This window comes from Marinomonas foliarum, assembly GCF_003337275.1.
Classification (GTDB): Bacteria; Pseudomonadota; Gammaproteobacteria; order Pseudomonadales; family Marinomonadaceae; genus Marinomonas; species Marinomonas foliarum.
The window spans coordinates 26,883-50,093 of the sequence record NZ_QPJQ01000036.1 but is presented as its reverse complement, the minus strand read 5'-3'; the positions used below and the strand labels follow the sequence as shown (position 1 = coordinate 50,093).

Sequence of the window (23,211 nt, the reverse complement as noted above, 5' to 3'; positions counted from 1 at the left end):
TCATCTAGAATCAGTTAAAAACCAATCCGGACAATCTTCTGAAGCCTCTAGCGAGCGCCCACACAAATTATCTGATTATCTATTTTAAAGAGCGTTTGACGTGTCGTTGAACTTGCTTACCAAGGTAAGTTGCAAACCGTTGCTTGCGTTGTTCTCCGTGTCAGTGGGGGCGTATAATACATTCTGAATTTTTTAGCGCAAGCTCTTTTTGCTCTTTTCTGAAAGTTTTTTTGTTTTTAGCTATAAAGTCCCAAATAAACAAAAGGCACCTAAGTGCCTTTTGTTTGAACAGAGCTAAACACTAACCACCAACGTAACTCAACATTACACCTGCCGCTACGGCAGAACCAATAACACCAGCTACATTCGGTCCCATCGCATGCATTAAGAGGAAGTTTTGTTTATTCGCCTCAAGCCCCACTTTATTAGCTACACGTGCCGCCATAGGAACAGCAGACACACCAGCAGCCCCGATCAATGGGTTTATTGCCTCTTTCGAGAATCGATTCATTGTTTTCGCCATTAATACGCCTGCTGCCGTGCCAATAGAAAACGCAACCAAGCCTAAGCCCAATATCCCAAGCGTCTCTAAATTCAAAAAAGCCTCGGAGCTCAACTTGGAACCCACACCCAAACCTAAGAAAATAGTGACAATGTTGATCAATGCATTTTGAGCCGTGTCACTCAAGCGATTAACAACACCACACTCTCGCATCAAGTTACCAAAACAAAACATACCAAGCAGAGGGGCCGCAGATGGCAAAAACATAGCAACAAGAATAGTCACAACAATAGGAAAGACAATTTTCTCTTTCTTAGTGACAGGTCTGAGTTGCTCCATTTTAATTGAGCGCTCTTCTTTTGTTGTCAAAGCCCGCATAATTGGCGGCTGAATAAGTGGCACCAATGCCATGTATGAATAAGCAGCCACTGCAATGGCACCTAACAGATCAGGAGCCAATCGGCTAGCAACAAAGATAGCAGTCGGACCATCAGCACCGCCAATGATGCCGATCGCAGCAGCATCAGCTAACGAGAAGTCCATGATACCTGAAGCACCAAGAAACACAGCACCAATCACTGTAGCAAAAATACCAAATTGTGCAGCTGCACCAAGAAGCAATGTTTTCGGGTTCGCAAGCATAGGACCGAAATCCGTCATTGCACCAACCCCCATGAAAATAAGCAACGGAAACAACCCCGTCTCAATACCTCCATGGTAGATATAATATTGTAGCCCACCAGGCGACACCATGTGTCCGGTCGCATCGTAAACCGGAGCTGCCATAAATCCAGCCCCAGGAATATTAACGAGCACAGCACCAATACCTATCGGTAGAAGTAACAGCGGCTCAAACCCCTTCTTTATAGCTAGAAAGACCAACAACAAACCAACACAGATCATCACAAACTGGCCAAGCTCTAATTGATAAATTCCTGTATCGTAATAAAGGTTTAATAATTTGTTTTCCATTTTTAACTGGTTCCTTTAATTACAAAGTAAAAAGCGACTGACCGACCTGTACGGAGTCACCTTCTTTTACATTAATGGAACCCACGACACCTGACTTAGGCGCAGAGATTTCAGTCTCCATCTTCATTGCCTCTAAGATCATCACCGTATCACCTTCTTCAACTTGCTGCCCCGGAGACACTAGCACTTTAAATATATTTCCAGCCAATGGAGAAGGCACACCCTCACCTGAAGCTTTAGCTGGAGCTGATGCCTGAACCTGGGAAGCTTGAGTATTTGCAACAGGCTGAATATTACTTACATCACCACCTTCCGACACCTGAACAACAAAACTCTGCCCTGAAACCGAAACAGTATAAACACTTGCCTCACCCGAAGACGCACTTGCAACCGTAGGTTTACTATCAACAACATCATCAATTGTCGGCACAGGCTCAAAAGCACTGGAGTCACCACGATTTTGCAGAAATTTAAGACCTATTTGTGGGAACAAGGCATAAGTTAAAACGTCATCAATCTGATCACCTGATAGCGAAATATTCTTTTCCTTTGAAAGACCAACCAACTCCTCAGTCAACTTATCCATTTCCGGGGCTAGCAAGTCCGCAGGACGACAAGTAATGGCATCAGCACCATCCAGAACTCTCAACTGTAGCTCACTATTAAACTCAGCAGGCGCAGCCCCATACTCCCCCTTCAAAATTCCCGCCGTTTCTTTAGAAATAGATTTATAGCGCTCACCAGTAAGCACATTCAAAACAGCCTGAGTACCAACGATTTGAGAGGTAGGCGTTACAAGCGGAATCAAACCTAGATCTTCACGAACTTTTGGTATCTCCTTTAACACTTCGTCGAATTTATCTGCAGCGCCCTGCTCTTTTAACTGACTCTCCATATTAGTTAACATGCCGCCAGGAACTTGTGCTATCAAAATACGAGAATCCGTACCACGAAGAGACCCTTCAAACTTCGCATATTTCTTTCTCACTTCTCGGAAATATGAAGCAATATCTTCTAATAACTCTAGATCCAAACCAGTATCTCTATCTGTACCCTGTAAAGCTGCAACTACAGATTCTGTTGCACTATGACCATAAGTCATCGACATAGAAGAAATTGCTGTATCAACACGATCGATTCCAGCCTCAACTGCTTTTAAAATCGTCATATCCGACAAGCCAGAAGTTGCGTGTGCATGCAACTGAACTTCCAATTGAGTCTGAGCTTTAAGCAAGCTCACTAATTCAAAAGCATCATATGGCGTCAAAATTCCCGACATATCCTTGATCGCAATAGAATCAGCCCCCATATCCTCAAGGGTTTTAGCATAATCAACCCAGTTCTGAGTCGTATGCACTCGGCTTTTAGTATAAGAAATCGTACCTTGCGCATGCTTATCTTGCTTCTTAACCGCCTTGATAGCTGTTTCTAAGTTACGAGGGTCATTCATTGCATCAAAAATTCGGAAAACATCTACGCCATTAAAAGCGGCACGTTCAACAAATTTATTAACAACATCATCCGCGTAGTGGCGATATCCAAGCAGGTTCTGTCCACGCAACAACATCTGCTGAGGCGTATTAGGCATGGCCTTTTTAAGCTCACGGATACGCTCCCATGGATCCTCACCGATAAAGCGGATACAAGCATCAAACGTCGCCCCACCCCAAGATTCAAGCGACCAAAAACCAACTTGATCCAGCTTTTCAGCAATAGGGAGCATATCGTCAATACGCATCCGCGTAGCGAACAAGGATTGGTGAGCATCACGCAAAACGACATCAGTAATGCCAAGAGGTTGCTTTGTTGTTGTCATGTTTCAGCCTCGTAAAGAGTAAAGTTATTAATATGAAATTAGGATTTTTTGCTTTTTTGGTGCTGATGAACAGCTGCGGTAATAACTGCTGTTAGCTGCGCATCAACACCAGATGAATTCAAACCCTTAGACGAATTTGGCGCAACGACAGGCTGTTCAGGAAATAAATAATTAAGCAGGCGCGACATATATTTAGTCGCAAATATCAAAATAATCAAAAACAGGAAAACAAATCCCATTCCCAAGACCATTAGCCCAAAACCATCTTCTAGCAGCCCATTCATAGCATTAACACCTTATCTATCTTGCCTTGTTTGTACAGACCTTATGTGGTCAGATGCACACCCAGCAGCACTGTTTATTTGTAATAGATAGTTTTTATCACAAACCAGAACAGTTTCATATTTTTTTTGCATAACAGTTAGACTTATTTCGTGAACAATTCCCTAGAAAAAGCATCACTCCCAATAAATACGACACACAGCAACAATATTGTATTAGCCGTCGCGCCCATGGAGGGCGTCATGGATCACACAATGCGGGCATTACTTTCCAAAATTGGCGGAATGGACTACTTAGTTTCAGAATTTATCAGAGTTACCCAATACCCAATCCCTTCAAGTACGTTTAAGCGCCTCGTACCGGAAAACCAGCATAACGCCAAAACCCAATACAACCATCCGGTACACACACAACTACTAGGTAGCAACGCTGAACTAATGGCACATAGCGCATCCAATGCAGTTGAGGCTGGAGCAACACATATCGACGTGAATTTTGGCTGCCCAGCAAAACGTGTAAACGGGCATGGTGGTGGCTCAGTTTTACTGCAAACCCCTGATTCACTACACAAAATAATGGGCGCGATTCGCAAAAATCTACCGAGCAAAATCCCTGTCTCTGCAAAAATCCGCCTAGGTTTCGAAGATGAAGCGCTCTTATTTGAAAATGTTGCAGCTATTGAAACCGCGGGAGTAGACACACTCACTATTCATGGGCGAACTAAAAAAGATGGTTACAAGCCTCCCGCTCGATGGGAAAAAATTGGCGAAATTCAAGACAAAACAAAAATGATTATTGTTGCAAATGGAGACATTATAGATACAGAGTCTTTACTACGCTGCAAATCTATCACTGGTTGCCAACACTTTATGATTGGAAGAGGATCACTTAACAATCCATTTATTTTTCAACAACTAAGGACAGAGCTAAACGGGAACAAAAGCAACATTGATAAAGCAATATTTATAAATCTGTTCAACAGCTACACCAATGAACTACAACAGCACTATGATGAAGTTGCAACACTTGGCAGATTAAAACAATGGTGCGGGCATTTACGATTCAATTTTATAGAAATCAAAGAAAACCTGCAGGTATTACGTCGCAGCAAAAGCACAAACGAAATAGCAGCGTCTTTTAAAGACATTATGAAATAACAAAGGGGACATAAAAAGAATAGCAAAGGAGAAAAAAAGAAGAGAAAATGGTGCACCCGAGAGGATTCGAACCTCTGACCGCTCGGTTCGTAGCCGAGTACTCTATCCAGCTGAGCTACGGGTGCATAGCAATTTTTAACTACATCTTGTATGTGGATAAATAAAAAATGTATTAAGGAAGGAATGGTGCACCCGAGAGGATTCGAACCTCTGACCGCTCGGTTCGTAGCCGAGTACTCTATCCAGCTGAGCTACGGGTGCATAGCAATTTATTCCCACATTTTATTCTGGATAAAACAAAATGTATTTTTTGAAATGGTGCACCCGAGAGGATTCGAACCTCTGACCGCTCGGTTCGTAGCCGAGTACTCTATCCAGCTGAGCTACGGGTGCACTACAATTTCTTTCTCTCTTTTTATTTAGAAAGGATAGCTTCTAAATAAGACTTGAAATGGCGGAGAGTGAGGGATTCGAACCCTCGATGAGTGTTAACCCATACACCCTTAGCAGGGGCGCGCCTTCGGCCACTCGGCCAACTCTCCGTAACAAGTGGGGCGCATTATATACGACACATTTGTCTTGTAAAGGCTTTTTTAAAAATTAATCTTCTAAATCTTGGTCGTCTTGTTCTTTTTGAATGCGAAGATAAATCTCTTCACGATGAACAGAAACATCTTTCGGTGCATTAATACCGATACGAACCTGATTACCTTTTACGCCCAACACAGTGACAGAAACTTCATCACCAACCATTAAAGTTTCACCAACACGACGAGTAAGAATAAGCATTTGAGTAATCTCCCTGTAATAGCTTTTAGTATTTTAGCAGAATTGCCTGACACACAGTGTAGGGCAATTCCTACAAGACCCTATTGTAGCGCCTCTCTAAAAATTAAACCATCCATCCATACAGGGTTTTATGTATCCAATTGTTACTCTTCACTCACCCCTGGTGACACTTCGTTTAATTTGAATGCGGAATGTAACGCTCGAACAGCCAATTCCATGTATTTTTCATCAATAATGACTGAAACTTTAATTTCAGATGTCGAAATCAACTGAATATTTATCGACTCAGCCGCCAAGGCTTTGAACATAGTGCTCGCCACGCCAGCATGAGAGCGCATCCCTACCCCCACAATAGAAACTTTAGCAATCTTGGCATCAGACAAGACAGCGTTCGCACCAAGCTCTTTAGCGATCGCATTCAATGTCAAAAGTGCCTGATCATATTCATTGCGGTGAACGGTAAAGGTGAAGTCTGTCGTACCATCTACAGATACGTTTTGAACAATCATATCTACTTCAATATTCGCATCACTGATAGGCCCAAGAATACGAGAAGCGATACCGGGTATATCTGGCACACCTTTCAAGGTTAATTTTGCTTCATCTCTATTGAACGCAATCCCAGAAACCGCTGGCTGCTCCATACCCTTAACCCCCTCAGTTGTAATCAATGTACCTTCACCTTCTACAAAACTAGACAGAACCCTTAGTGGTACTTGGTATTTACCTGCGAATTCGACAGAACGAATCTGCAATACCTTAGAACCAAGGCTGGCCATTTCCAGCATCTCTTCAAAGGTGATCTTTTCCAAACGTCGAGCACTATCTACTACTCTTGGGTCAGTCGTGTAAACTCCATCAACATCCGTGTAGATCTGGCATTCATCAGCCTTTAAAGCAGCAGCCAAAGCCACCCCCGTCGTATCAGAGCCACCTCGACCCAAAGTCGTAATGTTACCGAACTCATCAGCCCCTTGAAAACCTGCTGCAACAATCACACGCCCAGCGTCTAAATCTGCACGCATCGCGTCGGTATCAATTTTTTGAATTCGGGCTTTACCATGCGCGTTGTCAGTTGTAATACGAATCTGAGACCCAGTATAAGAACGCGCATCAAGACCACGCTTCATCAGCGCCATCGATAAAAGCGCAATGGTAACCTGCTCTCCTGTCGACAAAAGAACATCCATCTCTCGCGCATTAGGGGCAGCATTGATACTTTTAGCAAGATCAATCAGCCGATTGGTTTCACCACTCATAGCCGAAACCACAACCACTATGTCATCGCCTTGCTGCTTATGCTTTAACACCCGGTCTGCAACTGCTTCGATACGCTCTATAGTACCTACCGAAGTGCCGCCGTATTTTTGAACTAACAACGCCATAATCTTTCTATCACCCAAATCAAAGCTCAAACAGAGCGTATCAAGTTATACTCGTTCAGCAACCCAATCAGGCACCAACGCAAGCGCAGCAGGCAAACCATCTGGATTATTACCACCAGCCTGAGCCATATCAGGACGACCACCACCTTTACCATCAACCAAAGGCGCAATCATCTTAATCAGATCACCCGCCTTCACATTTTTGGTCAATTCTTTTGTCACGCCAGCAATCAGACTTACTTTGCCATCATTAACTGCCGCTAAAAGAATAACTGCAGATTCAAGTTTGCTCTTCAATTCATCAAGCAAATCGCGCAATGCTTTTGGATCTTCCACTTCCACTTGAGTAACAAGCAACTTGCCACCGTTAATATCTACGGCCTGCGAAGCCAAATCAGCGCCCGCTAAAGCGGCCATTTTAGCTTTCACCGTATCCAACTCTTTTTGCAAGCTTCGCGCATGATCATTCAAGGCAACAACCTTATCAAAAACACTGTCTTGATTACCCTTAACAAGGCTAGCAATACCATCAAGAACTGATTCTGTCTGACGAGTTATATCAATCGCAACTTTACCGGTCACCGCTTCTATACGACGAACACCAGCAGCAATACCGCTTTCTGTTACAATCTTAAAGAAACCAATATCACCCGTTCGGCTAACATGAGTACCGCCACACAATTCAATCGAGTAGTCAGCCCCCATAGTCAATACACGTACTTCACTGTCGTATTTCTCACCAAACAACGCCATAGCGCCTTTCGCTTTAGCAGACTCAACATCCATGATGTCGGTTTCTACTGGACGGTTTAAGCGAATCTGTTCGTTAACCATGTCTTCGATTTGCTCGATCTCTGTCGCCGTAACACCTTCAAAATGCGAGAAATCGAAGCGCAAACGCTCAGCATTCACCAAAGAACCTTTCTGCAGAACATGGTCTCCTAAGATACGACGCAGTGCCTCATGCATTAAGTGAGTCGCAGAGTGATTCAATGTGGTCGCCATACGTAAAGTACGATCCACCTCACCTGTCACTTGCTCACCAACTGTCAAACTCCCCTCTTTCAGCTCACCATAATGCAAGTGCGCTTTGGCTTGCTTTGTTGTGTTAGAAACCTTGAAAGCACCTGAGCCACTCAACCAACCTTGATCACCAACTTGGCCTCCAGATTCTGCATAAAAAGGCGTAGATTTCAAAATCACGGCAGCAATTTGACCAGCTTCAATCGTTTTAACAGATTCACCATCAACAAGGATCATCTCAATTTCACAAGCCCCCGCCAGATTGTCGTAGCCAGTGAACTCAGTAACCGAGTCCAACTCAATACTGCCAGACATATCCATAGAGAAGTTACTTGCAGAACGAGCACGAGCACGCTGTGCGTCCATTGCCACTTCAAATCCAGCTTCATCTATTTCCAACTCATTTTCACGAGCAACATCATTGGTTAAATCAGCAGGAAAACCATAAGTGTCATAAAGCTTAAACACCGTCTCGCCAGGAATAGTTTTTTTATCACCTAGCTCAGAAATCGCTTCCTCAAGGATTTTCATCCCTTGATCAAGCGTCTTAGCAAACTGCTCTTCTTCTTTTAATAGAATAGAAGCAACACGCTCTTTTAACTTTGTTAACTCCGGGTAGGCTTCACCCATCTCAATATCAAGCGCTTCTACCAATTTATGGAAAAAGATACCTGTTTGACCTAGCTTGTTACCGTGACGTATAGCGCGACGAATAATACGACGTAAGACATAACCACGGCCTTCATTAGACGGGATCACACCATCAACAATCATGAAAGAACAAGAGCGAATATGGTCAGCAATAACACGCAGAGACTGTGCACTCAAATCCTGAGTACCAACCACTTTCGCAGCAGCTTTAATCAGATTTTGGAACAAATCAATTTCATAGTTACTATGAACACCTTGCAGAATCGCAGCAATGCGCTCCAAGCCCATGCCAGTATCAACAGAAGGCTTAGGCAAAGGCGCCATATTGCCATCAGTAGAACGATTAAACTGCATGAAAACTACGTTCCAAATTTCAATAAAACGGTCACCATCTTCTTCAGGAGAGCCTGGAGGCCCACCCCAAATGTGTTCACCATGGTCAAAAAAGACCTCAGTACAAGGACCACACGGGCCAGTATCGCCCATCGCCCAGAAATTATCGGACTGATAACGACCACCTTTGTTATCACCAATACGAATAATCTTCTCTTCTGGCAGACCAATGTCTTTATTCCAAATGTCAAAGGCTTCATCGTCGTCTGCGTAAACGGTTACCAACAATTTTTCAGTTGGCAACTTCAGCACAACCGTTAGAAACTCCCACGCATAATGAATAGCGTCTTTTTTGAAGTAATCGCCAAAACTGAAGTTACCCAACATTTCAAAGAAAGTGTGGTGACGTGCGGTATAACCGACATTCTCTAAGTCATTGTGTTTACCACCTGCTCGAACACAACGCTGAGATGTCGTTGCTCGTGAGTATGGACGAAGGTCCTCACCCAAAAACACATCTTTAAACTGGACCATACCAGCATTGGTGAACAGCAACGTTGGATCATTTCCAGGAACCAAAGAGCTGGACTCCACGATTTGATGCTGCTTACTTTCAAAGTACGATAAAAATGACTGGCGTAACTCAGAACTCTTCATAATGGGATGAGACTCTATCTATATTGTCTGGACGAATTGGATTGCGTGAACGGCAGATTAACACATGCCTAATCGATGCAATGAAAAGCACAAAATAGTACACGCAAAGGATAGGTGTTTTCAAAAGAAACTGTCGTATTTTCACGCTTATTTTGTGCATAACTTAAGCAAGAGTAGGATTTACGGATGTAAACCTACTTTTACAGTATGCTTTTAGAAAGGGATTACTAAGAACCTTCACCGCGAATATAACGATAATGAGGTCGCGCGGTCATCCTAGTCACCAACTCATAACCGATGGTACCTGCATAATCTGCGACCTGTTCGACCGGCACATCGCCACCCCAAAGCACTACTTCCTGCCCCATGGCAGGCTCAGCAGCGAAATCTTGCATACGCACCGTAATCATATCCATAGATACACGGCCTGCGAGGCAAGCGGGTTTTCCATCAATTTGCAACGGTGTGCCATTTTCTGCGTGACGAGGATAACCGTCACCATAACCCACAGCGACCGTTGCCAATACATGATCTTCAACAGCCACATAACCAAGACCATAACCAACTCTATCGCCTTGCTTAAGTTTGCGGGTCGAAATCACTTTTGAAGACAAAGTCATCGCTGGACGCAAGCCCACTGCTCGACCACTCACTTCAGCAAAAGGAGAAATCCCATACAGCATGATACCCGGGCGAATCCAACCACCTTCAGGCACACTCCATTTCATAATCGCCGCTGAGTTCGCTACACTGGCCTCGATATCACCAATCGATTGACGAGCTTGCTCAAAATAAGCTAACTGCTGCATAGTCGTTAGATCTGACAAATCATCCGCACAAGAAAAATGTGTCATTAAAACCACCTCTCCCACTTGCCCACTGTCTTTCAACGCAGACACAAACATTGGCGCCGTTTCTTTGTCAACGCCAAGACGATGCATACCTGAATCTAACTTCAAGAAAATCTTTTCAATTTTTGCATGACTAGCTTGCAACTCATCAAGCTGCTGAGCATTCTCTAGAGCAGACCAAAAACCATGCTTCTCGCACAGCGCCCACTCTTCACCTTCAAATACACCTTCCAACAACAAAATAGGCGAAACAATACCCGCCTCACGCAAAGCGATTGCTTCTTCAATGGCTGCCACTGCAAAAGCATCCACCTCCTCATCCAAGTAACGAGAGACCTCAACCGCACCATGTCCATAGGCATTGCTTTTAACAACAGCAAACGCCTTACAAGTTGGCTGTAATTTTTTCGCATAACGATAATTTTGTAAGATCGCCTCCAAATCTACCGTTGCCGTGAGTGGCCTTGCCATTTTTGCCCCTTAAATTTTAAAAGCGTTTTTATTACTTATAACGTCTTACAGAAAGATCCTGTGAATCGATGTCAGTCTTATCGCCTGAGATAATATCCGCAATCACAGCGGCAGAGCCGCAACACATGGTCCAACCTAATGTTCCGTGCCCTGTATTCAAATACAAACCATCAATATGGGTACGCCCAACAACTGGCGTACCATCTGGTGTCATTGGACGAAGTCCTGTCCAATAATCTGCTTCCGATAAATCACAGCCTTGGTCAAATAAATCATGAACAACATGAGTAATAGTTTCGGTACGAACTTTTGGCAAATCAAGATTATACCCGTTTAGCTCTGCGGTTCCTGCGGCACGAATACGCCCGCCAAGTCGAGTCACAGCAACTTTGTAGGTTTCATCCATTACAGTTGAAACGGGAGCAAATTGTGAGTCTGTAATAGGCACAGTTAAGGAATACCCTTTCACCGGATAAACAGGAACAGAAATATCGATATCTGAAAGCAATTCTTTTGAGTAGCTGCCCATTGAAACCAAAATATTATCAAACTCAAAGTCACCCTGATCGGTTTTAACGGCGCGTACTTTACCACCTTCTACGACCAAGCGCTCAATCGCCACACCAAATTTAAATGTCACACCTAATTCATCACAGTGTTTTTTCAATTCTTGGCAAAAAACAAAGCAGTCACCTGTCTCATCGCCAACCAAACGAAGTCCGCCTTTAAACTTATCAATAACCGGAGCGAGGCCTGGTTCAACCTCTAAAATTTGTGCTGGTGTTAATACTTGATGCGGAACATTCAAAGCTTTTAGCACCTTAATATCTTTTTCAGACGCTTCGACTTGCTCATCCTTACGAAATAGTTGAGTCAAGCCACCCTGTCCGTCATCGTACTTAATACCAATATCTTTGCGCATAGTAATAAATTGATCTCGGCTGTATTCAGCTAACGCCACCATACGAGATTTATTAACGTCATACGCCTTTTCAGTGCAATTGATTAACATCTTGCCCATCCATGCTATTTTTTTAAGCTCTGGATCAGCACTGACTTTTAACGGCGCGTGTTTTTGCATCAACCACTTAATAGCCTTAAGAGGAATACCTGGTGCCGCCCAAGGTGCTGAATAACCAGGAGAAATCTGACCCGCATTAGCAAAGCTTGTCTCAAGAGCAACACCCTCTTGACGATCAATCACGGTCACATCAAAGCCTTTTTTCACCAAATAATACGCTGACGTCAAACCAACAACACCTGCACCCAACACGCAAACACGCATAAAAAACCCCAAAAGAAGATAAAGTTATATCATCTATATTTGCACAAGATATCCAGTTTTATCATCTTATTTTATTTGAATATAAAGAATAAAAAACTATAAAAACAAAAAAATAAAGCTGATCACAAATTAAATGTAAAAGACTTATTTGACTGATAAAATATCGACTTAATCAGAATATGCAGCGAGAAAGACATGAAAGAGCACCAAACATCCATTTTCGACCAAGCCATGTCACTGCTAAGTCACAGAGAACACAGCAAAAAGGAATTAACCACAAAATTAAAATTAAGAGGTCACGAGGAAGAAGAGATTGAAACGACCATTGAGCGTCTTGAAGAAATGAACTATCTCAACGACACTCGCTTTGCAGAAATTTTTGTCAGAAGTCGACTAAATAAACCTCTTGGCGCAAGCAGAATACAGCAAGAGCTAATACAAAAAGGCATTCACAGTGAACTAGCAAAAAAAGCCATTTCGAACTCAAATGCAGATTGGTTTGAGCTAGCAAAACAACTTAAAGAAAGAAGGTTCGGAGAAGAGTATTGCACCGACTACAAGGAAAGGGCCAAGCAATCACGCTACCTACAATATCGAGGCTTTGACTTCGAGCAAATAAAATATGCAACCTCATCGAAAGAAAGTTATTAGACGCAGAAACATTAGTACAGAGAAACTACAACTTCTGTTCTTTAGCCATCATGGCTGCTAAATAGCGCTCTTCCATTTCGACATATTTTTTCTGAACTGCCTCAATCTTTATATCTAATTCAGTGATTTTTTTCTGCAATCTCACAGCGTCATCTGACAACGCCTGACCATCCGATATTTCGGCTTCTAGACGCTTTTTTTCTTCTTCCAGCTCGTCATTGATTTCTTGTAGGTTCTCAATTTCTTCTAAATCCTGGCTATTCAAAAGAGCCTCATCACCGACGGCGGACTCTGTATAGTCATCAGGGTGGAGCCTTTTATTCTCGAGCACTTCATGCAACACCCTTGCGTCTTCTAAATCTCGCTCGAGCATTTCAACATACAATTCAGACTCATCCACCATTTGGCGCAAAGAACTCAACTTTCCAGCTTGTTCATGAATATAGGTATCAGATTGCTCTGTGAACGAGCCCTGATATAGTAAATCTTCTATATTTTTCATGGTGCTACGCTCTTCCTCCATAACACCATATATATCCATCACTTGGGAGTTTGGTTGCTCCCTTTGACTCAATAATGCTGTCGCTTTCTTTAAAGCCTCATCACGCTTAGCCGCATCTATGTTTAGGTTGTATTGAATCGTTTGCAAACTTACCAACTTAGCTTCTAAACTTTTAACGACTCGCCCACTTTCCAATAGCGATTTTTCCAACCTTACAATTGATATGTCATACGCGCTTAAATCCTTCCCTTCCCCTGCGTTATCTATTTTTACTTTATGAACCCCTTCTTTTAGCGCTTCAATAATATTTTTTTGATAAGCCGCTAACGCCTTAAGGTCTGCAACTTTGTCATCTAACTCAGTCTTCACTGGATCTAAAAAAACCGACTCGCTAACGTCATGTATAAAGTTTTCTAACGCATTAACATAGGCAGCATGTTCTTCATCCCCCTTCAACTCCTCTAAATGCATCGCCAATCGCTCAGCAAATTCATGCATACAGGCCATTTCTGCACGCAGTGCAGCAAGATCATTATCCAAATCAGGCTCTACAGACAACTCAGCTTGTAATTTATCCAGCTGATTATTCAAATCAGATGTTACACCAACTTGAGAAAACACCTTATCCCCTGCTTTCTGGATAACTTTATTTAACTCATACAACAAAGATTGATTCACCTTAAGGGATTGAAGAAGCGCATCGATTTCTTGAGCTTGATCTACACGATCTAGCAGTCCTTTAAAAACACCCAATAACATAACTATTTTTTCATTAGGCACAGAACGCTCAATAATATGCATTTCGACATCTAGAAAAATAGCCCAGCAAGACAAAGCAGATCGTCCTTGCGAGTCAGCTTTTGATGACTTATCCAGTAAGTCAGTACAGATATTCCGTTGCTGTTTTAATAATGCTAACCATTGTATTTTTTTAGCCTCGGAGACAGTGTCATTATCCGAAGGATAAGCAGTACTATTCAATGCTTCATCAGACCCCATCAGCACTTTCTTCAAAGCAAAATAACGGTAGACAACAAATAGCAGGATGATAAATAGCATCACACTAGATATTACCAACCCCCAGTGCCAGATTTGCATAACAGCAGCCTCTTTAATTACAAAGAAAAATATCTTAAAAGGTTAGCCTCAAAGAAACCATAAAACCTACATTTTTTAAAGCATGCCCCACAAAAACAAAAAAAGCAGGCCGAAGCCTGCTTTCTAAATATAAAAAACCAAAAAAATTAGAAGTCTAGTTGCTCAACTTCTTCATCGGCTTCTTTCGCAGCAACATTTGCCTTAGCATCTGCTTTTTTAGGCAATAAATCTTCACGAATCTTCGCTTCAATCTCTTGAGCAATTTCTGGGTTATCCGCTAAATATTGCGCAGCATTGGCTTTACCTTGTCCAATTTTATTACCGCCATAAGCGTACCAAGCACCCGCTTTATCAACAAAGCCTTGCTTAACACCCAAATCAATTACTTCACCCATACGGTAAATACCAGCACCATACATAATCTGGAATTCAGTTTGTTTAAAAGGTGGCGCGATCTTGTTCTTCACAACCTTAACGCGGGTTTCATTACCGATCACTTCATCGCCCTGCTTCACCGAGCCGATACGACGAATATCCAAACGAACAGAAGAGTAAAACTTAAGTGCGTTACCACCGGTTGTGGTTTCAGGAGAACCAAACATTACGCCAATCTTCATACGGATTTGGTTGATGAAGATAACAAGGCAGTTTGCATTCTTGATAGATCCAGTCAATTTACGCATCGCTTGAGAAAGCAAACGAGCTTGAACACCAACAGAAGAACTACCCATTTCGCCTTCAATTTCAGACTTAGGAACCAAGGCAGCCACAGAATCGACGATAACAACATCGACACTATTAGAGCGCACCAACATATCTACGATCTCAAGAGCCTGTTCACCCGTATCTGGTTGAGAGATCAAAAGATCCGCAATATTAACGCCCAGCTTTTCAGCATAAGAAGGGTCAAGCGCGTGCTCAGCATCAATAAAGGCACAAGTCTTACCTTGTTTTTGCGCTTCTGCAATGACACTCAATGTTAATGTCGTTTTACCTGAAGACTCTGGTCCGTAGATTTCACAAATACGACCATAAGGAAGACCACCAGCACCTAGCGCAATATCCAGACCTAACGATCCAGTAGAAACGGTATCAATATCAAGCTTGGCACCTTCGCCCATCTTCATGATGGCACCTTTACCAAATTGACGCTCGATTTGAGACAGCGCTGCATCCAGCGCCTTTTTCTTGTTGTCTGCAATAGATGACATGATGAATTCCTTGTGGATACTTTTCGTTGTGACTAATTGTCGTTGTCGGTAACTCTATCGTTTTTTTTGGGTAATCTCAAGAAATACTGTATATAAAAACAGTATTATTTTTAAACTCTTTCAAGCATCTCTTTTACACCGCGAAGAGCCTCTAAAACCGTCCCCTCTCTTACCGCCTGACGATCCCCAGAAAACAAAAATCGCTCTACTCTGGCTTCTTCACCAATCCGTTGCCAGCCAATATAAACACAGCCCACAGGCTTTTCTGGTGAACCGCCCCCAGGACCTGCCACACCACTTACAGCAATAGAAATGTCGCCGCCCAATTGTAAAGCACCAGCACACATCTCTTTTACAGTTTGTTCAGACACGGCGCCAAAAGACGACAGGGTTTCTTCTTTCACTGACAAACCACGCATTTTAGCTTCATTGGCGTAACTAATCACACCACCGAAAAACCATGCCGAGCTACCAGCTATTTCCGTGCATACCGCGCCAATCAAGCCACCAGTGCAAGACTCTGCCGTGACGAGTAACAGCCCTCTTTTTTGTAAGAGCTCTCCAGCTTGTTGTGCCGCGTGTGTCATTTTTTGCATTGGATTCATTATCATTATCCCTTAAATCCTTGGAAAATATCCCGTAGAATACCCCTCTATTTTTTGGATCACAATCGAGCTTTCCCAGATGAGCAAAACACCAGCAGATAACCATACACCAATGATGCGCCAGTACTTCGGCCTTAAATCACAGCATCCGAACCAACTGCTATTTTATCGCATGGGAGATTTTTACGAGCTTTTCTACGACGACGCTAAACGCGCGTCTCAGCTGCTTGATATTACACTTACCGCTCGCGGTCATTCTGGAGGCATGCCTATTCCCATGGCTGGCATTCCCTTCCATGCAGCAGAAAACTACATTGCACGCTTGGTTCGCATGGGCGAGTCCGTTGTGGTTGCTGAGCAAACTGGCGATCCAGCCACCAGCAAAGGCCCAGTTGAACGCCAAATCGCTCGCATCGTCACACCAGGCACCATCAGTGACGAAGCCTTTCTTGAAGAAAAGCGCGAGAACCTTTTACTATCACTTGCTCACCAATCCCGTAAAGGACTCGATGTTTTTGGTTTTTCATATTTAGACATGGCCAGCGGCCGTTTTTGTCTGTTTGAAGTGGACGGTCACGAAGCGCTTTCTAGCGAATTGCAACGCTTATCTCCGAGAGAGATTTTGATCTCCGAAGATTTCCCTGCACGGGACACACTAAAACTAGAAAAAGGTATTGCAGAACTTGGCCCTTGGCATTTTGATTATGAATCCAGCTATCGCCAACTTATTCAGCAATTCAACACCAAAGATTTATCTGGCTTTGGTTGTGAAGCGTTAACCGCAGCTATAGCTTCTGCCGGTGCCTTACTGCAATACGCCAAAGACACACAACGATCTGCTTTGCCGCACATTCAATCCATCATGGTTGAGCACAAAGACGATTCTGTACTGATAGATGGCGCAACACGACGCAACTTAGAAATTGATGTCAACCTAACTGGTGGCACAAGCAACACGGTTGTGGAGGTATTGGACAAGTGCTCAACACCAATGGGCAGCCGTTTGTTAAAACGCTGGTTGCACACGCCCATTCGTGATTTGAACGAAATTCAGGCTCGTCAACAGGTTGTCGCTGAGTTAAAGAACAATCAAACTTACGATACTTTTGAAACACCACTGAAAAAAGTCGGTGACTTGGAACGTATTTTATCTCGTGTTGCTTTACGCTCTGCTCGTCCTAGGGATTTATTACGCTTACGGTTTGCCCTTGAAGCCGCACCAGAAATTAACCAGCTGCTAGCAAGTGTCCAATCACAACGCCTTGCAGAACTGAATCAACGTATTATCGCCCAGCCAGTCATTACAGAGACACTGGCAAGTGCCCTCGTTGAAAACCCACCATCCGTGGTTCGTGATGGCGGCATTTTTGCTAAAGGCTATGATGAAGAATTAGATGAGCTATTGGCGTTATCTACTAATGCCACCGACTTTCTTGCCGAAATGGAGCGCAGTGAAAAAGCTCGCACTGGAATCAGCTCATTGAAAGTCGGCTTTAATCGAGTTCATGGTTATTACATTGAGATCAGTCGCCTGCATTCCGACCAAGCTCCAGTGGAGTACATTCGTCGCCAAACACTAAAAAATGCTGAACGCTTTATTACGCCAGAATTAAAAGCCTTTGAAGACAAAGCCCTCAGTGCAAAATCCAAATCACTTGCCCGTGAAAAAGAGCTTTATGAAGCTCTTCTCGATCAATTAAATGAAGTTCTAGGCGAACTACAAACCACCAGCCAAGCTCTGTCACAGTTAGATGTACTAAACAATTTCGCCGAGCGCGCTAACATACTTAATTTCAGCTGTCCGGAATTACACAATCGCGGTGGCATTCAGATTATTGGCGGACGCCACCCGGTTGTCGAATCGGTTATTTCAGAACCCTTCGTGCCAAATGATCTCGACCTAAATGACAAACGCTCACTACTGATGATTACCGGTCCGAACATGGGTGGTAAATCCACTTATATGCGCCAAATCGCTCTCATCACTTTGTTAGCGCATACAGGTTGTTTTGTGCCTGCTGAATCTGCTTCCATTTCAGTAGTAGATCGAATCTTTACGCGTATGGGCTCATCAGATGACCTTGCTGGCGGTCGCTCAACCTTCATGGTAGAAATGACAGAAACAGCAAACATCCTAAACAACGCCAGTAAAAACAGCTTGGTTCTTATGGATGAAGTTGGACGTGGCACCAGTACTTTTGATGGCCTATCTTTGGCTTGGGCTGCTGTGGACTATTTAGCTAACAAGCTAAAATGCCACGTATTGTTTGCAACGCATTACTTTGAACTCACTACGCTAGCAGACCAGCTAGAAAATGCTGCCAACGTTCACTTAACAGCGACCGAGTACGAAGATGAAATCGTCTTCTTGCACAAGGTTCATGAAGGTCCTGCGAGCCAATCATACGGTCTACAAGTTGCACAACTGGCAGGTGTTCCTCGTGATGTTATTGGGCACGCCAAACAAAAACTTAAAGAACTAGAAGTCGTAACAGGAATAACCCCTGATAGTCACTCTTTGGAGACTTCAGCTATTTCAGCAACTTCAACCAAAGTAAAAAACAAAGAACGTGCTATACAGGAGAGCAACAATGGCTACCAACCTCAGCAAGCCGATATGTTTGCTCAGGCAGAGCAAAACGTCTTGAAAAATGCGCTTGAAGAACTAGATTTAGACAATATGACGCCGTTAGAGGCTATTAGTGCACTGTACAAGCTAAAATCTCAGCTTTGATATTAGTGATGTAGATATAAGCTAATAGCAGATAAATTTAGCCTAATGACGATTGTTGCTTGCCGCGAAATGGCCTATACCTCTAAAATAGTGCGCAATCATTTTTATAGCTTGTAAGGAGAAGTCGAATGGCTTTCATCGTTACCGATAACTGCATTCGCTGCAAATACACTGACTGTGTTGAAGTTTGTCCTGTGGACTGCTTCTACGAAGGCCCTAACTTTTTGGCAATCAATCCTGACGAGTGTATCGACTGTGCATTGTGTGAGCCTGAATGTCCAGCCAATGCCATCTTCTCTGAAGACGAATTGCCTGAAGACCAAGAAGTCTTCGTAGAGTTGAACCGTGATCTGTCTTTGATCTGGCCAAATATTGCCGAGAAAAAAGACGCACTTCCTGATGCTGCACAATGGGATGGTGTTGAAGATAAATTAGAGCATTTAGAACGTTAATTTAACGCAGTACTAAGTATAAAAAAAGCGACTTTAAGTCGCTTTTTTTATACTTAACATTAATACTAATGGACAAATGATAAATTTTAGGCAAAAAAAAGGGCGCCTATTGGCAGCCCTGCTTTTTGCTAACATCCTGTAAGCAACTCTTCCGATAAGTAAAACATCACTGTTTGCGTCGTCCTGAAGCTTCCAAACTGTCCTTATTTCATGGCGTATCCATCAAACCACGTTTATTCCCTTGAACAATCCATTGCTCTTGAACATCCGAATTCAATCCTCAACACCATTAATGGCACTCCATGTGCTTTTCATCCATGAATTCAGTCTGGATAAGATTCAATTTACCAGTTTTTAAAAGTTAATCAAATTCTATAAATACGACTGAAATTTTGTTTTTCTCTTTTATATCAACTAGATAAAAAATAACTACAGCGAAACATTAACTTTAGCCACACGACAAACGGGGAACACTTACAGACATGTAGGAAAAGGACTACAACCCCTCCCCCCTAGCTTTCGCACTGAATAGCACAGCATCAGATGGCAACAAGAAACTCATCAGCCCACTTGACCGCATCGAAGTACGTGGATTTTAGATCCTCAAAATCTTGAGCATCTTTAACTGTATGCCCGTTACTGTAGCTTTCTACCAAGTCCAGGGCATTCCCGACTCTTCCAGAACGATGAACGATGGCATTAATAAACTCATTTGGCAAAGGCAGTTCACCAAGCACTTCATCCAGTTTCATACCGGTGCACACATCAATCATCGACAACATCCCAGCTAGAAAATACTTATCTTGATTATTATAGCCTCGGCTATGGGCGAATAATTCTGCATGTTTCGCTCGAATCAGTATCTGCTCTAACAGCACATGACGTTCACCAACCATTTCTGACATTAATAAAAGGTTTGTCAGTGATTTCAGTTTTTCGGCGCCAATCAACATAATTGCCAATCGTACAGAATCAACAGAAGCGACCAGACCTGTGGAAGGGGAATTTAAGTATCGCAATAACTTATGAACTAACCCAGCATCTTGACTGACAATTCTGTCTAGGTCATCAATGCTGAGCGTTGACGTATTCAACAGCGAAGACATTAACTGAAGTAGCGTCATACTGTTTACTTTTGATGCTTTGCTGGATATCAACTCAGGCTTTTCAAAGAAATAGCCTTGGAAATATTCCACACCCAGTAAACGACAAAACTGATAGTCTTCCCACGTTTCGACTTTTTCGGCAATAATGTGAGCATTAAACCCTTTCAACAACTCAACCTGCTGATGAAAGCCATCATGTCCCAGCGTCAAAATATCTAGTTTGATGTAATCAGCTAGTTCGACAAAAGGTGTTAATTTGCTATCAAAAACAAAATCATCCAGCGCAATTGTACAACCAGAGTTCGCCCAGCGTCGTAAAGAAGCTAGCAAGATGGCATCAAAGCCCGAGTCTTCTAATACTTCAATAACAATATTTTCTTTATCTATTGGCATTCCGCTAGGGCTTAACAAATATGCTCTTGGGAAATTAATAAAGGCCTTACTTGAGCCAACGAGATTTTCCATACCAAACTCGAATAAGCCCGCAGAAATAACCTGTGCAGTCGCCCCGACCTCATCCATGATATCTGCTTGTACCGCCATCATATTCTTGCGGTAAAAAAGCTCGTAACCCATTACAGCAAGACGGCTATCCACAATTGGCTGTCTTGCCAATGCAATATTTGAATGAGCTGACAGTGAATTTTCAACCATATTGTTTCCATTTCAATAAAAGTATCGGGGGTGATTCATACAGTGTCTCAATATTGCCTAAAAATTGCCATTGGGCATAGGCAATAATCTTGGTAACATGGACGCATTAAATGTAGACAACTATATAAAATAAAATAAAGCAAAAAATCTGTGGGGAAAACAATGCCAGTATATCGCTCCAAAACAACTACATCGGGCCGTAACATGGCCGGAGCTCGTGCGCTGTGGCGTGCAACCGGAATGACAGACGATGATTTTCAAAAGCCAATCATTGCGGTGGTCAACTCTTTCACTCAATTTGTACCGGGTCATGTACACCTTAAAGACATGGGTCAACTGGTTGCTCGTGAAATTGAAGCCGCTGGCGGTGTAGCGAAGGAGTTTAATACTATCGCTGTCGATGACGGCATCGCCATGGGCCATGACGGCATGCTTTACAGCCTTCCATCTCGTGATCTGATTGCAGATTCTGTTGAATACATGGTTAATGCCCATTGTGCCGATGCTATGGTCTGTATTTCAAACTGTGACAAAATCACACCTGGAATGCTAATGGCCGCTATGCGTATTAACATTCCTGTGATTTTTGTGTCTGGCGGCCCAATGGAAGCAGGCAAAACCAAACTGTCTGAGAACAAACTTGATCTAGTCGATGCTATGGTTATCGCAGCTGACCCAACAGCAACAGATGAAAAAGTCGCTGAATACGAGCGCTCTGCATGCCCTACATGTGGTTCTTGTTCTGGTATGTTTACAGCCAACTCCATGAACTGCCTAACCGAAGCACTTGGTCTAAGTTTACCGGGCAATGGCACGACACTAGCAACTCACTCAGATCGTCGCCGTTTGTTTCTAGATGCGGGCCGTCGCATCGTAGACATCACTAAACGTTTCTACGAAAACGATGAAGCAAACTGGGCACCACGCTCAATTGCAAGCTTCGAAGCCTTTGAAAATGCCATGACGTTAGACATCGCTATGGGCGGATCAACCAACACAATCTTGCATTTACTAGCGATTGCCCGTGAAGCCGGTGTTGAGTTCACTATGGAAGACATCGACCGCTTGTCTCGTAAAGTGCCTCAGCTTTGTAAAGTAGCGCCGAACTCACCGAAGTACCACGTTGAAGATGTACACCGTGCAGGTGGTATCTTTGCTTTGCTAGGTGAGCTTGATCGCGCAGGCATTTTACACAACCAATGTCACACAGTGCACTCGAAAACCATGCTCGAAGCATTAGAGACATGGGATATTATGCGCTCACCGACTCCTGAGATTGTCGAGTTTTACAAAGCAGGACCTGCTGGCATCCCAACGCAAACCGCCTTCAGCCAATCTACCCGCTGGCCTTCTCTAGATGGTGACCGTGCAGAAGGTTGCATCCGTTCTATCGAAAACGCTTTTTCCCTCGAAGGCGGCCTAGCCGTACTTTATGGCAACATCGCGGCTGATGGTTGTGTTGTAAAAAGTGCCGGTGTAGACGAATCGATTCTTGTGTTTGAAGGACGTGCTCACGTAACGGAATCTCAAGACGAAGCAGTTAAGAACATTCTTGATGATAAAGTAGAAGCCGGTGACATTGTCATCGTTCGCTACGAAGGTCCTAAAGGCGGCCCGGGTATGCAAGAAATGCTTTACCCAACGTCTTACATCAAATCAAAAGGCCTTGGTAAAGACTGTGCTCTACTAACAGATGGTCGTTTCTCTGGTGGTACATCTGGCCTGTCTATCGGCCACGTTTCTCCTGAAGCGGCTGCCGGCGGCGCAATTGGTCTTGTTGAAAATGGCGACCGTATTTTGATCGACATTCCAAACCGTTCGATCAACGTATTGCTATCTGACGAAGAATTGGCCCACCGTCGTGCAGCGATGGAAGCAAAAGGCGCTGCAGCATGGAAACCTGTTGAAGAACGTCCTCGTAAAGTGTCTCCTGCACTCAAAGTGTATGCACACTTTGCAACCAGCGCAGACAAAGGAGCAGTACGCGATATTAGTCAAATCGACTAATATCTGAAAAGTAATAA

At 43.3% G+C, this 23,211-nt stretch carries 17 protein-coding genes and 4 tRNA genes; 5 read left to right on the top strand and 16 right to left on the bottom strand.

Annotated elements, in window-relative coordinates; genetic code table 11:
* Positions 1–301: 301 nt before the first annotated feature.
* From DFP77_RS16190 to DFP77_RS16180, 3 genes are read right to left on the bottom strand one after another with little or no spacing between them, the layout of a single operon-like run.
* Positions 302–1,474 (bottom strand): sodium ion-translocating decarboxylase subunit beta, encoded by a 1,173-nt coding sequence (locus tag DFP77_RS16190; protein WP_114413260.1) that lies wholly within the window; start codon positions 1,472–1,474, stop codon positions 302–304.
* 19 nt (positions 1,475–1,493) lie between these two features.
* Positions 1,494–3,290 (bottom strand): sodium-extruding oxaloacetate decarboxylase subunit alpha, encoded by a 1,797-nt coding sequence (gene oadA / locus DFP77_RS16185; RefSeq protein WP_114413259.1) that lies wholly within the window; start codon positions 3,288–3,290, stop codon positions 1,494–1,496.
* A 38-nt stretch (positions 3,291–3,328) separates the two neighbouring features.
* On the bottom strand, positions 3,329–3,574 hold the full coding sequence (locus DFP77_RS16180) for an OadG family protein (protein WP_114413258.1): 246 nt from the start codon (positions 3,572–3,574) through the stop codon (positions 3,329–3,331).
* Positions 3,575–3,802: 228 nt separating this feature from the next.
* On the opposite strand from DFP77_RS16180, the gene DFP77_RS16175 reads away from it, so the two are divergent.
* The gene (locus DFP77_RS16175) at positions 3,803–4,729 is read left to right on the top strand and encodes a tRNA dihydrouridine synthase (RefSeq protein WP_181858580.1); all 927 of its coding nucleotides are present in this window, start codon (positions 3,803–3,805) and stop codon (positions 4,727–4,729) included.
* Positions 4,730–4,777: 48 nt separating this feature from the next.
* Here DFP77_RS16175 and DFP77_RS16170 read toward each other — a convergent pair.
* The 9 genes from DFP77_RS16170 to DFP77_RS16130 all read right to left on the bottom strand — a co-directional run bounded on the left by DFP77_RS16170 (position 4,778) and on the right by DFP77_RS16130 (position 12,174).
* A tRNA-Arg gene (locus DFP77_RS16170) sits at positions 4,778–4,854 on the bottom strand.
* A gap of 59 nt (positions 4,855–4,913) precedes the next feature.
* A tRNA-Arg gene (locus DFP77_RS16165) sits at positions 4,914–4,990 on the bottom strand.
* 55 nt (positions 4,991–5,045) lie between these two features.
* Positions 5,046–5,122 (bottom strand) — tRNA-Arg (locus DFP77_RS16160).
* A 59-nt stretch (positions 5,123–5,181) separates the two neighbouring features.
* Positions 5,182–5,271, bottom strand: a tRNA-Ser gene (locus DFP77_RS16155).
* Between the two features lie 58 nt (positions 5,272–5,329).
* Positions 5,330–5,518, bottom strand: a complete 189-nt coding sequence (gene csrA / locus DFP77_RS16150; protein WP_110577005.1) for a carbon storage regulator CsrA — start codon at positions 5,516–5,518, stop codon at positions 5,330–5,332.
* 143 nt (positions 5,519–5,661) lie between these two features.
* Positions 5,662–6,903 carry an aspartate kinase gene (locus tag DFP77_RS16145; RefSeq protein ID WP_114413256.1) on the bottom strand — a complete coding sequence of 414 codons (1,242 nt, stop codon included), beginning with the start codon at positions 6,901–6,903 and terminating at the stop codon, positions 5,662–5,664.
* A gap of 45 nt (positions 6,904–6,948) precedes the next feature.
* Complete coding sequence (gene alaS, locus DFP77_RS16140; RefSeq protein ID WP_114413255.1) at positions 6,949–9,567, bottom strand: alanine--tRNA ligase; 2,619 nt, start codon at positions 9,565–9,567, stop codon at positions 6,949–6,951.
* Between the two features lie 227 nt (positions 9,568–9,794).
* Positions 9,795–10,889: an alanine racemase gene (gene alr, locus DFP77_RS16135; RefSeq protein WP_114413254.1), complete on the bottom strand. Its 1,095-nt coding sequence runs from the start codon at positions 10,887–10,889 to the stop codon at positions 9,795–9,797.
* A 31-nt stretch (positions 10,890–10,920) separates the two neighbouring features.
* Positions 10,921–12,174 carry a D-amino acid dehydrogenase gene (locus DFP77_RS16130; RefSeq protein ID WP_114413253.1) on the bottom strand — a complete coding sequence of 418 codons (1,254 nt, stop codon included), beginning with the start codon at positions 12,172–12,174 and terminating at the stop codon, positions 10,921–10,923.
* A gap of 195 nt (positions 12,175–12,369) precedes the next feature.
* Between DFP77_RS16130 and DFP77_RS16125 the strand changes: the two genes are divergently transcribed.
* Positions 12,370–12,825 carry a regulatory protein RecX gene (locus DFP77_RS16125; RefSeq protein WP_114413252.1) on the top strand — a complete coding sequence of 152 codons (456 nt, stop codon included), beginning with the start codon at positions 12,370–12,372 and terminating at the stop codon, positions 12,823–12,825.
* A 25-nt stretch (positions 12,826–12,850) separates the two neighbouring features.
* Here DFP77_RS16125 and DFP77_RS16120 read toward each other — a convergent pair whose 3' ends face one another.
* From DFP77_RS16120 to DFP77_RS16110, 3 genes are all read right to left on the bottom strand, one after another.
* Positions 12,851–14,425: a coiled-coil domain-containing protein gene (locus tag DFP77_RS16120; RefSeq protein WP_114413251.1), complete on the bottom strand. Its 1,575-nt coding sequence runs from the start codon at positions 14,423–14,425 to the stop codon at positions 12,851–12,853.
* Positions 14,426–14,571: 146 nt separating this feature from the next.
* Entirely contained in the window at positions 14,572–15,636 is a 1,065-nt protein-coding gene (gene recA / locus DFP77_RS16115) for a recombinase RecA (RefSeq protein ID WP_205115791.1), read from the bottom strand.
* 110 nt (positions 15,637–15,746) lie between these two features.
* Complete coding sequence (locus DFP77_RS16110; protein ID WP_114413250.1) at positions 15,747–16,241, bottom strand: CinA family protein; 495 nt, start codon at positions 16,239–16,241, stop codon at positions 15,747–15,749.
* Positions 16,242–16,320: 79 nt separating this feature from the next.
* On the opposite strand from DFP77_RS16110, the gene mutS reads away from it, so the two are divergent.
* Complete coding sequence (mutS, locus tag DFP77_RS16105) at positions 16,321–18,975, top strand: DNA mismatch repair protein MutS (RefSeq protein WP_114413249.1); 2,655 nt, start codon at positions 16,321–16,323, stop codon at positions 18,973–18,975.
* A 128-nt stretch (positions 18,976–19,103) separates the two neighbouring features.
* Complete coding sequence (gene fdxA / locus DFP77_RS16100) at positions 19,104–19,427, top strand: ferredoxin FdxA (RefSeq protein ID WP_012071401.1); 324 nt, start codon at positions 19,104–19,106, stop codon at positions 19,425–19,427.
* A gap of 539 nt (positions 19,428–19,966) precedes the next feature.
* Here fdxA and DFP77_RS16095 read toward each other — a convergent pair.
* Positions 19,967–21,187: an EAL and HDOD domain-containing protein gene (locus DFP77_RS16095; RefSeq protein WP_114413248.1), complete on the bottom strand. Its 1,221-nt coding sequence runs from the start codon at positions 21,185–21,187 to the stop codon at positions 19,967–19,969.
* Positions 21,188–21,349: 162 nt separating this feature from the next.
* Between DFP77_RS16095 and ilvD the strand changes: the two genes are divergently transcribed.
* Complete coding sequence (ilvD, locus tag DFP77_RS16090) at positions 21,350–23,194, top strand: dihydroxy-acid dehydratase (RefSeq protein WP_114413247.1); 1,845 nt, start codon at positions 21,350–21,352, stop codon at positions 23,192–23,194.
* Positions 23,195–23,211 lie beyond the last annotated feature (17 nt).